We start from the raw sequence: 12,985 nt of genomic DNA on the forward strand, positions 1-12,985 counted from the left end.
GTTCGGGCGTACAATCGCATGACCTCCGGGGTGGCCGCCTCGGAGGTCATCCAACGTCCCGAACAATAAAGCATAATTCCGACAGACAATTCCTGTGCTTGTCACAGGAATCCAGCCAGCCCAAGTCCTTGGGCTGAAAAGAGTCTCCTGCCGCGCAGACGCGCGTCGACTGGATTCCTGTGACAAGCACAGGAATGAGGAAGGGGGGCGGTGAGGCTCTGTAGTGTTCGGACGAATTTGTGTGAGCATTTTTTGCGGCACCCGCTTCGTATCGAGCGTATGGACCACTCACCCCGGCACCAGCCGCAGCCGCGTGCCCCAGGGGTCTATCGCTTCCACGACGTTATTTTCCATCTCCACCAGCACATAACCGGCGGCCCGCAGCCGCGTTTTCTGCGCCTCGAGATCGGCGAGATTGCGAACGGTGAGAGAAAACCAGTCGAGGCCGGTTTCCATGGCGTTGCGTTCCTTCGCGCCACGGCTGTTCCATGTATTCACCGCCAGATGATGATGATATCCGCCGGAAGAAAGAAACGAGGCATCGGAGCGCGCGTCCTGCGTCGGTTGCAGGCCGACGGCCGTTTCGTAAAAGGCGCTGGCGGCGGCGATTTCGCCGACCCGCAGGTGTACATGCCCGATGCGCATTCCCGGCGGGGCAGCTTCGTAGTCGCTTCTTTTGGTATCGGTCAGCTTCACCAGATCGTCGACATCGAGCGGTTCGGTGCCCATTTTCACCACGCGGCCGCTCCACACCCATGTATCCTTCGGCCGGTCGCTGTAAACCTCGATGCCGTTGCCTTCGGGATCGTTGAGATAGATCGCCTCGCTGACATTGTGGTCGGCAAAACCGGTAAGCGGCACCTGCTTCAGCGCCGCATGTACCAGCCAGCGCGCCAGATTCTTGCGCGAGGGCATCAGATAGGCGATGTGGAACAGGCCGGCGGAGGTGGGGCTTTCGAAATCCGCCGCCGGCTTGTGCACGAGATCGAGCAGCGGCACGGTGCCGACGCCGAGCGTCACGCCTCTCGCCGTGCGCTCCACCTCGTTCATGCCCAGCACTGAACGGTAATACTCGATCATCTGGTCGAGATCGCGCACGCGCAGCGCGGCCTGACCGATATGCATCGGCGTCGTCAGCGCGAAGGGAAGGGCGGAGGCGGCGCCTGCGACGGGCACTGCGCCTTCGGCTCTGAGCGCCCCGGCAAGCGCACTGGCGGCACAGGAAATTCCGGCAAATTTAAGCGTATGGCGGCGGGTAAATTGCATGAATAATCTCTTTGTCGGCGATTTGAATGGCTTAGGCAACACTCCAGTTCAGCGCATTACACGAATGCGTCAATCATGCCGTTATTCGGCCTTTGCGGCAATTCTTGCGCGCAATTTGCCGCAATTATGCTGCACTGCGATGTAAACTGCACGTTGCGGCGTTTCCAACGTGCCGCCAATGCTGTAAATGATAGAAAAATGACAACGCTTCTGGGTGGAGAGCGTGGAATGAAAAAGTGGGTTTATACCTTCGGCAACGGTGCTGCCGAAGGCAGGGCAGGTGACGTTGCGATATTGGGCGGCAAGGGCGCGAACCTTGCCGAAATGGCAAGTCTCGGCCTTCCCGTTCCCCCCGGCCTCACCATCATAACCGATGCCTGCGCGCTTTATCACAAGAATGGCCGCGATCTTCCCGAGGACCTGAAGCTGCAGGTCATGGCCGGCCTGCACGGAATGGAAACCGTGACCGGCAAGACCTTCGGCGGCAGCCACTCGCCGCTGCTCATCTCCGTCCGCTCCGGCGCGCGCGCCTCCATGCCCGGCATGATGGATACCGTGCTGAATTTGGGTCTCAACGACCGCACCGTCGAGGCGCTGGGCCACGATGCGGGCGACGCGCGTTTTGCCTGGGACAGCTACCGCCGCTTCATCCAGATGTATGCCGATGTCGTCATGGGCCTCGATCATGAGCTGTTCGAGGAAATTCTCGAGGACGAGAAAGGCCGCCTCGGCCACGAATACGATACCGACATGTCGGCGGTCGAATGGCAGCATGTCGTTTCGCTTTATAAAAAGCTGATCGAGGATGAGCTGGACGAAGCTTTTCCGCAGGACTGTCATGTCCAGCTCTGGGGCGCAATCGGCGCCGTCTTCGCCAGCTGGACCAACCACCGCGCCGTGACCTACCGCCATTTGCACAATATTCCGGGGGACTGGGGCACGGCCGTCAACGTGCAGGCCATGGTTTTCGGCAATCTCGGCTCGTCGTCGGCAACCGGCGTCGCCTTTACCCGCAATCCTTCGACGGGAGAGGCGGAGCTTTACGGCGAATTCCTCGTCAACGCTCAAGGGGAAGATGTGGTGGCGGGCATCCGCACGCCGCAATCCATCACCGAGGCGGCGCGTCTGGCCTCCGGCTCCGACAAGCCCTCGATGGAAAAGCTGATGCCGGAGGCGTTCAGCGAATTTCTGGCCATCTGCAAGCGGCTGGAAAATCACTATCGCGACATGCAGGATCTGGAATTCACCATCGAGCGCGGCAAGCTTTGGATGCTGCAGACCCGCTCCGGCAAGCGCACCACCCGCGCGGCCATGAAGATCGCCGTCGATATGGTGGAAGAAGGGCTGATCTCGCAGGAGGAGGCCGTCTGCCGTATCGAGCCGTCATCGCTCGACCAGCTGCTTCACCCGACCATCGATCCCGGCACATCGCGTCCCATCATCGGCTCAGGCCTGCCCGCGTCTCCGGGGGCGGCGACGGGTGAGATCGTCTTCACTGCGGAAGAGGCGGTTGCGGCGGAAGCCGAAGGCCGCCGTGTCATTCTGGTGCGCATCGAAACCAGCCCGGAAGATATTCATGGCATGCACGCCGCCGAAGGCATTCTGACCACGCGCGGCGGCATGACCAGCCACGCCGCCGTGGTGGCGCGCGGCATGGGCATTCCCTGCGTCACCGGCGCCGGCTCCATGCGCGTCGACATGCGCAACAAGGTGCTGATCGGCGTCGGATGTATGCTGAAGCGCGGCGATGTCATCACCATCGACGGTTCTTCCGGCCGCGTCCTGAAGGGCGAGGTACCCATGACGCAGCCGGAACTCTCGGGCGATTTCGGCAAGCTGATGGAGTGGGCCGACGGGCTGCGCCGCATGACGGTGCGCACCAATGCCGATACCCCGGCCGACGCCCGCGCCGCCCGTGCCTTCGGCGCGGAAGGCATCGGCCTCTGCCGTACCGAACATATGTTCTTCGAGGGCGACCGCATCCATGTGATGCGTGAGATGATCCTCGCCGAAAGCGAAAAGGGCAGGCGGGCGGCGCTCGATGAGCTTCTGCCGATGCAGCGCTCGGATTTCACCGAGCTTTTCCAGATCATGCACGGCCTGCCGGTGACGATCCGCCTGCTCGACCCGCCGCTGCATGAATTCCTGCCGAAGACCGATGGCGAAATCGTCGAGGTGGCGGCCGCCATGGGCATGCCGCAGACGGTGTTCCGCCAGCGGCTGGATGCCCTGCACGAATTCAACCCCATGCTCGGCCATCGCGGCTGCCGTCTCGCCATTTCCTATCCGGAAATAGCCGAAATGCAGGCCCGCGCCATTTTCGAAGCGGCGGTTGCCGCAGCACGCATCACCGGCGCGCCGGTCGTGCCCGAGATCATGGTGCCGCTTGTCGGTCTGCGCGCGGAACTGGATTACGTTACCGAGGTCATCGACGGCGTCGCCGCAGCGGTGGCGCAGGAAACGGGCATGGAGATCGAATATCTGACCGGCACCATGATCGAATTGCCGCGCGCGGCCCTGCGCGCCCATGTGATTGCGGAAGCGGCGGAATTTTTCTCCTTCGGCACCAACGACCTGACGCAGACCACCTTCGGTATTTCCCGTGACGATGCGGCGCGTTTCATCAATACCTATCAGCGCAAGGGCATCATCGAGCGCGACCCGTTCATCTCGCTCGATTTCGACGGTGTGGGCGAGTTGATCCGCATCGCCGCAGAACGCGGCCGCCAGACGCGGCCGGAACTGAAGCTTGGCATCTGCGGCGAACATGGCGGCGACCCGGCCTCGATCCATTTCTGCGAGGACGCCGATCTCGACTACGTTTCCTGCTCGCCCTTCCGCGTGCCTATCGCCCGCCTGGCCGCGGCGCAGGCAACGCTCGCGGCAAAGAGGGATGAGGGCAGGGTGGCGAGCAATGTCGCCTTCATTCCCGTCAGGGGTTCTGTTGGACGATGATGCGCCGCTCCACCACCACGGGGCGGTAGAACATGTCGCGGTTCATCTGCGCCTGCCAGGCGCGGTTGTCGGCGCGGCGGTCCATTTCCAGATCGAGAAGGCAACCGGCCATCGGGTCCGTGCCAGGGCGGAAACCGTAACCCCGGCAAGTCGCCTCATCTCGCGCCCGACGCTCTTCCGGCGTCAACGTCTGGCAGGCGGTGAGCGCCAGCATGGTGGCAAGCGCACCGAAGACGATGGAAACGCGCATTTTGTTTCTCCCTTAACATGACAGCCGTACGGCACTTTTATTGCGGCGATTGATACGCCTGTTTTCATGTGGGGAAAAGCCGCGTTGGAGCGGAAAGTTGCATCAATCCATCATGGAGAATGGCTTGGCAGGCGGCGGCGATAGCGGTGTCAGGCGGCGTGGCGTCGTAAAATCCGACATACTCCCGTTGCTCAGGAATCACGCAGGAAAGACGGCGGGAACAAACCCTGTTGAATGAGCCAGTCGCCGAGCAGAACCGTGAGGATGGCGATGAGGACGATGCCGCCGATAAATGCGAGGAGGCCGAGCGTGGCGCGGGTCCACCGGCGGGTTTGATAGAGATAAATCGCAAGCCCGATGGGTGCGAGCAGAACGGTGGTGATTTTGGCGGCGGAGCTGCGCCGGAGGTCCCGCTTTTCGGCATCCTCTATCTGCCACCAGGCAAATAGCGTGATGATGCCGATCATCTGCACCAGATCGTTTGCGGTAAAGGATGCTGGAGGCCCGGCAGGCCAGACGGCCGCATCGATCAGAAGCCCGAGGGAGATGAAAGCGAGCAGGCCGACATAGATCCAGTTACGTTTCGCCATGCACAGTTTCCGCTCTAAATTGCGCTGTTGCCCGTGCCGCTATCGCTATCGATGAAATTATCGCCGTCAACCCCAAACTATCAGGGAACAACGGGAGTGGTCCGCATGGGGCGTCTCCCTTTTCACCGGAAACGCCCCATGATTGCCGCTGTCAGGTCGGCGCTGCTTCCCGGTCGTCGAGCGCGTCGATATCCTTGGCGTTGTTATAGACGGCCTCATCGAGAATGCCTTCGCGCTTCGCGACGATGGTGGGCACCAGCGCCTGGCCGGCGACGTTCACCGCCGTGCGGCCCATGTCGAGGATCGGGTCGATGGCGAGCAGCAGGCCCACACCTTCGAGCGGCAGGCCGAGCGTCGAAAGCGTCAGCGTCAGCATTACCACCGCGCCCGTGAGGCCTGCCGTTGCGGCGGAACCGAGCACGGAGACGAAGACGATCAGCACATATTCCTGAATGCCGAGCGGCACCTGGAAGAACTGCGCGATGAAGATTGCCGAAATCGCCGGATAGATCGCAGCGCAGCCGTCCATCTTGGTGGTGGCGCCGAGCGGCACGGAGAAGGCGGCATATTCGCGCGGCACGCCGAGGCTCTTTTCCGTCACGGTTTCGGTGACGGGAAGCGTGCCGATGGAGGAACGCGACACGAAGGCGAGCTGGATGGCCGGCCATGCGCCCGCAAAGAAGCGCGACGGCTTCAGGCCATGGGTGATCAACAGCGCCGGATAGACCACGAAGAGCACCAGTGCGAGACCGATATAAACGGCCGCCGCGTACCAGCCGAGCTGCGACAGCGTCGTCCAGCCATATTGATCGACCGCGCGGCCAAGCAGGCCGATGGTGCCGATGGGGGTGAGGCGAATGACCCACCACAGGATTTTCCGCACGATGGCGAGCAGCGACTGGTTGAAGGCGAGGAACGGTTCCGCCGCCTTGCCAGCTTTCAGCGCCGCGACACCAAAGGCAATCGAGACGACGAGCAGTTGCAGCACGTTGAAATTCAGCGAGGTGCTGCCGGAGCCGTTGTTGATTTTGGTAGACGCTTCGAGGCCGAAGACGTTGGCGGGAACCAGGCCCTTGAGGAAGTCCAGCCACGAACCGGTGGAGGAGGGGGCGGCCGCCGCCGTATTGGCTATCGCCGTGTTGACGCCGGGCTGAATGACAAGGCCGAGCACGATGCCGATGACGACGGCGATCAGTGCCGTGATGGCGAACCAGAGGAGTGTCTGCCACACAAGCTTCGCCGCATTGGAGAGGTTCTTGAGATTGGCGATGGAGGCGACGATGGCCGTGAAGATCAGCGGCGGAACCAGCGCGCGCAAAAGCTGCACGAAAATGCTGCCGATGGTTTGCAGTGTCACCGAAAGCCAGTTGGGGCTGCCGGCGGCATCGGGACCGATGTTGCGCGCAACGAGGCCGAGCAGCAGGCCGATGACCATGGCGATCAGAACCTGAAAGCCGAAATTGCGATAAAAGGGTTTAGGCCCGGAGGGGCCGGCGGACGTCGTTGCCTGTGACATGACATGTCTCTTTATCGTGCAAGAAAACGAGAATGTTGCACTTTTTACACGCATTCTCGAGGGAGGTCGCCGAGAATACGCCGATTTCCTCAGCAATTAAGGGATGAACGTGCGTATTTGTTGCGTTGTCGGGGAATAATTCTCTTAAGTAGCGACAATGCGGAAAAATACTCCCGCTTCTTGTTGCCGTGGCCTCTCAGTCAGGAAGGAAAGTCATACCAATTGCGCCGACGTCATCCTCGGGCTTGTCCCGAGGATCTGCCAACGTATTGATTTTTATTCGAGGTGGTTAGGTCCTCGGGACAAGGCCGAGGATGATGTTGAGTGAATGTTCACCCTCATCACCGACTTCAAGGAGACTGCGCCCTGTCCGAAAATTTAACCCGGACAGCAGTGGATCATGTCTGGCGTGACGGAAGGGAGGCCTTCGGAGGTGGTGAGCACGCTTTACCCGCAGATCGTCTCCTCCTTTGGTTTTCCTCACCGCAAATCCGGTCTATGATATCATATGCAGGTGATTCCCTGCTAGAATTCGGGTGCAACGCTTTTTAGCCAATGCGATCTAACGGATATCCGCTTTCATGACTGTGCGTTTCGTCCGGCCTTTTTCGGTTGCAGCCTATCTTTCCCGCTATCTGGGTCTTGCGGCGCTTGTGCTGTTTCTCATCGCCGCCGGCATTCATCGTTTCGGGCCGCTGACGACGCCCGATCTTGTCGGTCTCCTCATCATCGCCGCTGGCATCGCTCTTGCGGCTGTGCTTCTGGCGTTGATCGGGCTTGAGCGGCTGTGGACAAAGGGCGCACGCGGCGGCCTTTCGGCGCTGGCGGCGCTGCTTCTCTCGGCCCTGCCGCTCGGCGTGGTCGGTTACGGCGCTTTTCTTTATTGGCAGCAGCCGAAGATTTACGACATCTCGACCGATCTGACCGACGTGCCGGAATGGCTGGTGACGCCCGCCGCCAACCAGCAATGGCTGGTGCGGCCCGCGACTGTCACCAAGGCCGACCGCGACGCGCAGGCCGAAGCCTATGCCAGCCTCGCCGGCCGCCGTTATGAAGGCGCAATCGACCGCATCTATGCCGCCGCCAAAAAAATGGCCGCCGCCCAGAATATCCACATCGCCCACACGAAGGGCGTGATCGGGGCGGAAGATGCGCCCTCCGTCGGCGTTCCGGAGCAGGACAGGACGCAGCCTGCGGAAGAAGGGCCGGTCGAGGATCTGCCCTCCATCGTGCCGGTGCCCATGGCCCGCCCGACGGACGCGCCTTTGCCCACCTTCTTTAACGGTAGCGGCGTGGTGCTGATGCAGGGCGAAACCCGCACGCGCATCTGGGGCCTGCGTTTCGATATCCTCATCCGCCTCAAGGAAGAGGCCGAAACCACCATCGTCGATGTCCGCGTCGCCTCCCGCTACGGCCCGCACGATCTCGGCATGGGTGCTGCGATTGCGGAAGCCTATCTCGATGCGCTGGATGCGGAGATGCAGGGGTTGAACGACAATTGATGTGTCGCTGACGCTACGTGTTGTCTTGATGGGGACGAGCGCGTGCCGCCTGTTTCTTCTCCCCGAGGGGGAGAAGGTGGCCCGAAGGGTCGGATGAGGGGGCACCCTCTCCGAATATCTCTAGCCTTGCCCCCTCATCCCGCTGCCGCGACCTTCTCCCCGGCGGGGAGAAGAAACAGGCGGCATCCACTCGATCCAATCGAGGCTTGGAGTGAGAGGTGAGGTCGCAACGCGCCCTGAAATCTCGCGTGCCCAAAATATCCGCTATGCCGGAAAATACTCACCCAGCAGCGAAGGCGCACCATCTGTCTGCACCTCGCCCTTTTCGATCAGGTCTTCTATATGCGCCAGCACGGAAAGTGCGGCGGCGCCATGCAGGCGCTTGTCGGTGCTGGCATAGATTACCTTCACCATATCGGCGATCAGCCGGTCGCCTTCGCGGATACGCTTCAGAACCGCCTTTTCCCGCATGCGGCGGTGGGCGCGCAAGCCCCGCATGAAGGCGGCGGGGTCGGTGACCGGGCCGCCATGGCCGGGCAGGAACAGCCGGTCGTCGCGGGTGAGCAGCCGTTCCAGCGAGGCCATGTAGTCGCTCATCGCCCCATCCGGCGGCGCGACAATGGTAGTGGCCCAGGCCATGACGTGATCGGCGGAAAAGACGATGCCGCTGCCATCGAGCGCGAAGGCGGCGTGGTTGGCCGTGTGTCCCGGCGTATGCAGCGCGGTAAGCCGCCACCCGTCGCCGGAAAGGCTTTGGCCGTCGCCAAGCGCGATATCGGGTGCAAAACCCGTGTCGGAACTTTCGGCAAAGGGGTTTGTCTCGCCCACGTGCAGCGGGCGCGCGGCACGGTGTGGACCTTCGGCCACCGTTATCGCCCCGGTCGCCTCCTTCAGCCGGCGGGCAAGCGGCGAGTGATCGCGATGGGTATGGCTGACGAATATATGGGTGACCTCGCGGCCCGTCAGCGCCGCCATCAGCGCCTGAAAATGCGCCTCATCCTCCGGGCCGGGATCGATGACGGCGACGGAACGGTCTCCGACAATATAGGAGTTGGTGCCATGGAAGGTGAAGGCGGAAGGATTGTTGACGGTGATGCGCTGGATCAGCGGGGCGACGGGAACCGCCTCGCCATAGGCCGGCTGAAAATCGAGATCGAATGCCGGGTCCGCCATCGAGACCTCCTGAAAAATGCCATGCCAGCTTGAGCCGCAGCCTCAACCGCGCCATCGCCAAGCCCTAACATGCGAACTTCGCCACGGCACCCAAAAAGCTTGAATTTTGTGAAAAAATAAGTCGCCGGGTCATTGCCGGGCCGGGCAGGCTTTGCTAATCAGGCGCGGTTCAGGCAGCGGCGTTTCGCCTTCGCTGCCCTGTTGGGGCGTCGCCAAGCGGTAAGGCACCGGTTTTTGGTACCGGCATTCCCAGGTTCGAATCCTGGCGCCCCAGCCATTCTCATTCTATTTTATCGCATATAGTTTTCACGCTTTTTACGAGAATATGTAAATAGTAACAATTTTAGATTGTGCTTTGTAAATTCCGCAACACTTTTATGATTGTCTGAATTCAGACATTAGGAGTGTATAGCAGTGACCCAGACGTTAGAACCCAGCCCATCCCCCAACGAACTTCCAAAGAAGCCCGATTTCGAATGGATTTTCTGGGTGCTTCCCATCGTCGTGTTTGCTGTAATTGCATATCTCGGTGAGTTGAAATGGGCGTTTATCATCGGAGGGGGAATTGCTGCGATGCTCTTTGTCTATTTCAAGTTTATTAAGCGGAAATAGCCTTATAAGAAGTTAGGTGATCTAAGCACCGAGTTTTGCGTATAGATTTCATAAAAACGCCGCGCATCCAGAGACACGCGGCGTCCAATCCTAAATCTCGAGACGATGTCTTAAAGCGCGATATCCGGCACCTTCTTCACCGGCGCGCCCGCAGGCGCCGCACCGGCGCCCTTCAGCGCCTCAAGGTCGATCTGCGGCGGGGTGGGCAGTTGCAGGTGTTCGGCCGTATAGGCCCATTCCTGCTGCACCTTTTCCGGGTCGTCATTGAGCTTCGTACCATAGCTCGGCACGATCTGGCGGATCTTGGCCTGCCATTCCGGCGTCGCGACCTTGTCCTTGAACACCTTTTCCAGAACGCTGAGCATGATCGGCGCGGCCGTGGAAGCGCCCGGCGAAGCGCCGAGCAGGCCGGCGATGCTGCCGTCCCTGGCGGCGACGACTTCCGTGCCGAGCCGCAGCACGCCGCCCTTTTCTTCGTCGCGCTTGATGATCTGCACGCGCTGGCCAGCCTGCCACAGACGCCATTCGCCTTGCTTGGCATTCGGGAAATATTCCTTCAGCGCGGCAAAGCGGTCATCATCCGACATCATCAGCTGGCCGGCGAGATATTCCACCAGCGGATATTCATCGATGCCCACCCGCACCATCGGCCAGGCATTGCTGGTGGTGACGGAGGAGACGAGATCGAAATAAGAGCCTTCCTTCAGGAACTTGGTGGAGAAGGTGGCGAAAGGTCCGAAGAGGATGACACGCTTGCCGCCCAGCACGCGGGTATCGAGATGCGGAACCGACATGGGCGGCGAGCCGACCGAGGCCTTGCCATAGGCTTTCGCCAGATGCTGCATCGTTACGTCAGGGTTCTCGTTGATGAGGAACGAGCCGCCCACCGGGAAGCCGGCATAATCGTCCGCTTCCGGAATGCCGGACATCTGCAACAGGTGCAGCGCGCCGCCGCCGGCGCCGATGAACACGAATTTCGCATCCACCACCTGTTCGGCATCGGTCTTGGTGTTGGTATAGGTCACGCGCCAGCTGCCATCGGCATTGCGCTGGATGTCGGAAACCTCGCTATTGACCTGCAGGTCGAAATTCTGGTCGCCCTGCAGATGCGATACGAATTGCCGGGTGATTTCGCCGAATTCCATGTCGGTGCCGAGCGGCGACCAGGTCGCGCCGATCTTCTGGGAAGGATCGCGGCCTTCCATCATCAGCGGCACCCACTTCTTGATCTGCTCGGGATCGGTGGAATATTCCATGCCGGCGAAAAGCGGGCTGGCTTTGAGCGCCTGATAGCGCTTTTCCAGATAGGCGACGTTTTCGTCACCCCAGACGAAGCTCATATGCGGCGTGTGGTTGATGAAGGAACGCGGGTTCTTCAAAACGCCGTTGCGCACCTGCCATGCCCAGAACTGCCGGGAAATCTGGAAGGATTCATTGATGTTGACGGCTTGGGTGATCTTGATGTTGCCGTTGTCATCTTCAGGCGTGTAGTTGAGTTCGGCAAGCGCTGAGTGGCCGGTGCCGGCATTGTTCCAGCCGTTCGAGCTTTCAAGCGCCACGCCATTCAGCCGCTCCAGCATCTGCATCGACCAGGTGGGCTCCAGTTCGCGCAGCCACACGCCGAGCGTCGCGCTCATGATGCCGCCGCCGATCAAAAGCACGTCGACCGTCTTGGCGGCCGTATTGGCGAGAAGCGGGGAAGAGGGCAGTGCCGCTGCGGCAATGCCGGCAAGCGCGCCGCCCAGAACCTGTCGGCGGTTCATGGGAAATGCGTTGGAAAGGGTGGTTTCCTGGGAGAGATCAGTGAGCTGGGATTTGTCTTGATCGATGGGAGTCACGGCCATACCTGATTCTTGTTTTGTGTTAAAAACATTCCTCCCGTTCGCCCCGTTACAGCAAAGCGCAAACCGGCACAACCCGGACTCTTTCACTCCAGTTCAAGCAGTTTTGCAGGGATTTTGCAGGGACATATGGTCGCAACGGCCAATTTTGCGGTTTTGCCGATCGTCAGTTTCATGATGGCGAAGATTAGCCGACGCTTTCAAACGGTTGAAAGGGTTCTGTGAGGGGGATATCGCGGAAAGGCTCATATGACGCTGTTTCCGGCGCGTCACGGGTCGCAGGGTGCGGCTATAGGCAAAATTTTTTTCAGAAAAATGACAATAATCCCGAAAAAGTGAAAAGGCCCGCCAGTTCGGGCGGGCCTTGCTGCATCTGGCCTGTGGCCGAAGATCAGTCTGCGGCGAGGAATTCCGCGCAATAGCTCGGGCCGTTGACGCCGGGGCGGTCGGAAACCGTACGAACGGCGGTAATCTTGTAGTCGCTGGAAACGACGAGCTGCACCGTGCAGGAGAGCGAGGCGGTGCGGGCGGGCGAGATCTGGCGACCCTTCTTGCCATCCTTGCCTTCTTCGAACCTGGCCGGAATGGTGGCCTTCCTGTAGCCGCCGCGCCAGTTATAGACGGTGGAGCTGCCGGTTTCGGTATCGCTCAGCGGCGGGCCGAATTTTGCGAAGAAAATACCTGCGGACTGGCCGACCCAGCGGGTCTCAACGGGGCTCTTCTGAGTGAAAGAGGGAGTGGAGCCGCCCGTGGAAGTGGTGCAGGCCGAGAGCGCAATGGCAAACGCTGCAAGCGTTACGCTGCGAGATAGCATGGTGAAATGTCCTTTGTGCCGTGTCCGGCTTCCCGCCGGTCATTCCGTTCCCCTAGCAGATTTGGAGACGACGGGCAGGGGAGGTGTGCGGCTCGATGAAAATTTCCTGCCACAATTGCTTTTTTGTAACGTTTTGAGGCCTTCCAGTCGGTGCCACAGGCTCCTGGCAGGGTTGTTTCAACAGATGGGAAAAACTTGTCACAAAAAATGCAATAAGCCGCTTGTCGAATGCCGGAGGCTGGTCTATAGAAGCGCCGCTGGTCACGGAGTGTAGCGCAGTCTGGTAGCGCACCACGTTCGGGACGTGGGGGTCGGAGGTTCGAATCCTCTCACTCCGACCAGCTTGAAGCCCAATAGTTACAGCGGCTTGCGACTCATCCCGAAAATTCCAATATCGAAATCTCGCACCGAAACCGGACCTGTGAAAACCTGTTCCGGCTGGACTGCATTCGCCGATCGCGTCTGA

General features: G+C 60.5%; 10 protein-coding genes and 2 tRNA genes. 5 read left to right on the forward strand and 7 right to left on the reverse strand.

The genetic code is table 11. The annotated features are described in order from the left end of the window. Nucleotides 1-288: 288 nt before the first annotated feature. Nucleotides 289-1,266, reverse strand: coding sequence for a VOC family protein (locus tag ACQZ5K_RS20695; protein WP_448741270.1), 978 nt, complete (start codon nucleotides 1,264-1,266; stop codon nucleotides 289-291). Between the two features lie 228 nt (nucleotides 1,267-1,494). Between ACQZ5K_RS20695 and ppdK the strand changes: the two genes are divergently transcribed. Further along, nucleotides 1,495-4,221, forward strand: coding sequence for a pyruvate, phosphate dikinase (gene ppdK, locus ACQZ5K_RS20700; protein ID WP_448741271.1), 2,727 nt, complete (start codon nucleotides 1,495-1,497; stop codon nucleotides 4,219-4,221). Here ppdK and ACQZ5K_RS20705 read toward each other — a convergent pair. From ACQZ5K_RS20705 to ACQZ5K_RS20715, 3 genes are all read right to left on the reverse strand, one after another. Then, nucleotides 4,199-4,471, reverse strand: coding sequence for a hypothetical protein (locus ACQZ5K_RS20705; RefSeq protein ID WP_020812862.1), 273 nt, complete (start codon nucleotides 4,469-4,471; stop codon nucleotides 4,199-4,201). The genes ppdK and ACQZ5K_RS20705 overlap by 23 nt on opposite strands. A 191-nt stretch (nucleotides 4,472-4,662) precedes the next feature. Then, nucleotides 4,663-5,061, reverse strand: a complete 399-nt coding sequence (locus ACQZ5K_RS20710) for a hypothetical protein (protein ID WP_196379545.1) — start codon at nucleotides 5,059-5,061, stop codon at nucleotides 4,663-4,665. Nucleotides 5,062-5,212: 151 nt separating this feature from the next. After that, nucleotides 5,213-6,577, reverse strand: a complete 1,365-nt coding sequence (locus ACQZ5K_RS20715) for a dicarboxylate/amino acid:cation symporter (RefSeq protein WP_448741272.1) — start codon at nucleotides 6,575-6,577, stop codon at nucleotides 5,213-5,215. 581 nt (nucleotides 6,578-7,158) lie between these two features. Here ACQZ5K_RS20715 and ACQZ5K_RS20720 point away from each other — a divergent pair. Beyond that, nucleotides 7,159-8,079 carry a DUF1499 domain-containing protein gene (locus tag ACQZ5K_RS20720; protein ID WP_448741273.1) on the forward strand — a complete coding sequence of 307 codons (921 nt, stop codon included), beginning with the start codon at nucleotides 7,159-7,161 and terminating at the stop codon, nucleotides 8,077-8,079. A 264-nt stretch (nucleotides 8,080-8,343) separates the two neighbouring features. On the opposite strand, the gene ACQZ5K_RS20725 is transcribed toward ACQZ5K_RS20720, so the two are convergent. Next, nucleotides 8,344-9,252 (reverse strand): MBL fold metallo-hydrolase, encoded by a 909-nt coding sequence (locus ACQZ5K_RS20725; RefSeq protein ID WP_448741274.1) that lies wholly within the window; start codon nucleotides 9,250-9,252, stop codon nucleotides 8,344-8,346. A gap of 202 nt (nucleotides 9,253-9,454) precedes the next feature. Between ACQZ5K_RS20725 and ACQZ5K_RS20730 the strand changes: the two genes are divergently transcribed. Continuing rightward, a tRNA-Gln gene (locus ACQZ5K_RS20730) sits at nucleotides 9,455-9,529 on the forward strand. Between the two features lie 137 nt (nucleotides 9,530-9,666). Then, the gene (locus tag ACQZ5K_RS20735) at nucleotides 9,667-9,864 is read left to right on the forward strand and encodes a hypothetical protein (protein ID WP_174035721.1); all 198 of its coding nucleotides are present in this window, start codon (nucleotides 9,667-9,669) and stop codon (nucleotides 9,862-9,864) included. 110 nt (nucleotides 9,865-9,974) lie between these two features. Here ACQZ5K_RS20735 and mqo read toward each other — a convergent pair whose 3' ends face one another. Next, complete coding sequence (gene mqo, locus ACQZ5K_RS20740) at nucleotides 9,975-11,708, reverse strand: malate dehydrogenase (quinone) (protein ID WP_448741275.1); 1,734 nt, start codon at nucleotides 11,706-11,708, stop codon at nucleotides 9,975-9,977. 388 nt (nucleotides 11,709-12,096) lie between these two features. Then, on the reverse strand, nucleotides 12,097-12,519 hold the full coding sequence (locus ACQZ5K_RS20745) for a hypothetical protein (RefSeq protein WP_080856053.1): 423 nt from the start codon (nucleotides 12,517-12,519) through the stop codon (nucleotides 12,097-12,099). A 264-nt stretch (nucleotides 12,520-12,783) separates the two neighbouring features. Here ACQZ5K_RS20745 and ACQZ5K_RS20750 point away from each other — a divergent pair. Beyond that, a tRNA-Pro gene (locus tag ACQZ5K_RS20750) sits at nucleotides 12,784-12,860 on the forward strand. The last annotated feature ends 125 nt before the right edge of the window (nucleotides 12,861-12,985 follow it).

Source organism: Agrobacterium sp. 22-226-1, assembly GCF_053522345.1.

Coding starts and splice junctions, on each gene's coding strand:
- ACQZ5K_RS20710 (WP_196379545.1), bottom strand. CDS start 5,061: ATGGCGAAACGTAACTGGATCTATGTCGGCCTGCTCGCTTTCATCTCC.
- ACQZ5K_RS20715 (WP_448741272.1), bottom strand. CDS start 6,577: ATGTCACAGGCAACGACGTCCGCCGGCCCCTCCGGGCCTAAACCCTTT.
- ACQZ5K_RS20725 (WP_448741274.1), bottom strand. CDS start 9,252: ATGGCGGACCCGGCATTCGATCTCGATTTTCAGCCGGCCTATGGCGAG.
- ACQZ5K_RS20695 (WP_448741270.1), bottom strand. CDS start 1,266: ATGCAATTTACCCGCCGCCATACGCTTAAATTTGCCGGAATTTCCTGT.
- mqo (WP_448741275.1), bottom strand. CDS start 11,708: ATGGCCGTGACTCCCATCGATCAAGACAAATCCCAGCTCACTGATCTC.
- ACQZ5K_RS20745 (WP_080856053.1), bottom strand. CDS start 12,519: ATGCTATCTCGCAGCGTAACGCTTGCAGCGTTTGCCATTGCGCTCTCG.
- ACQZ5K_RS20720 (WP_448741273.1), top strand. CDS start 7,159: ATGACTGTGCGTTTCGTCCGGCCTTTTTCGGTTGCAGCCTATCTTTCC.
- ppdK (WP_448741271.1), top strand. CDS start 1,495: ATGAAAAAGTGGGTTTATACCTTCGGCAACGGTGCTGCCGAAGGCAGG.
- ACQZ5K_RS20705 (WP_020812862.1), bottom strand. CDS start 4,471: ATGCGCGTTTCCATCGTCTTCGGTGCGCTTGCCACCATGCTGGCGCTC.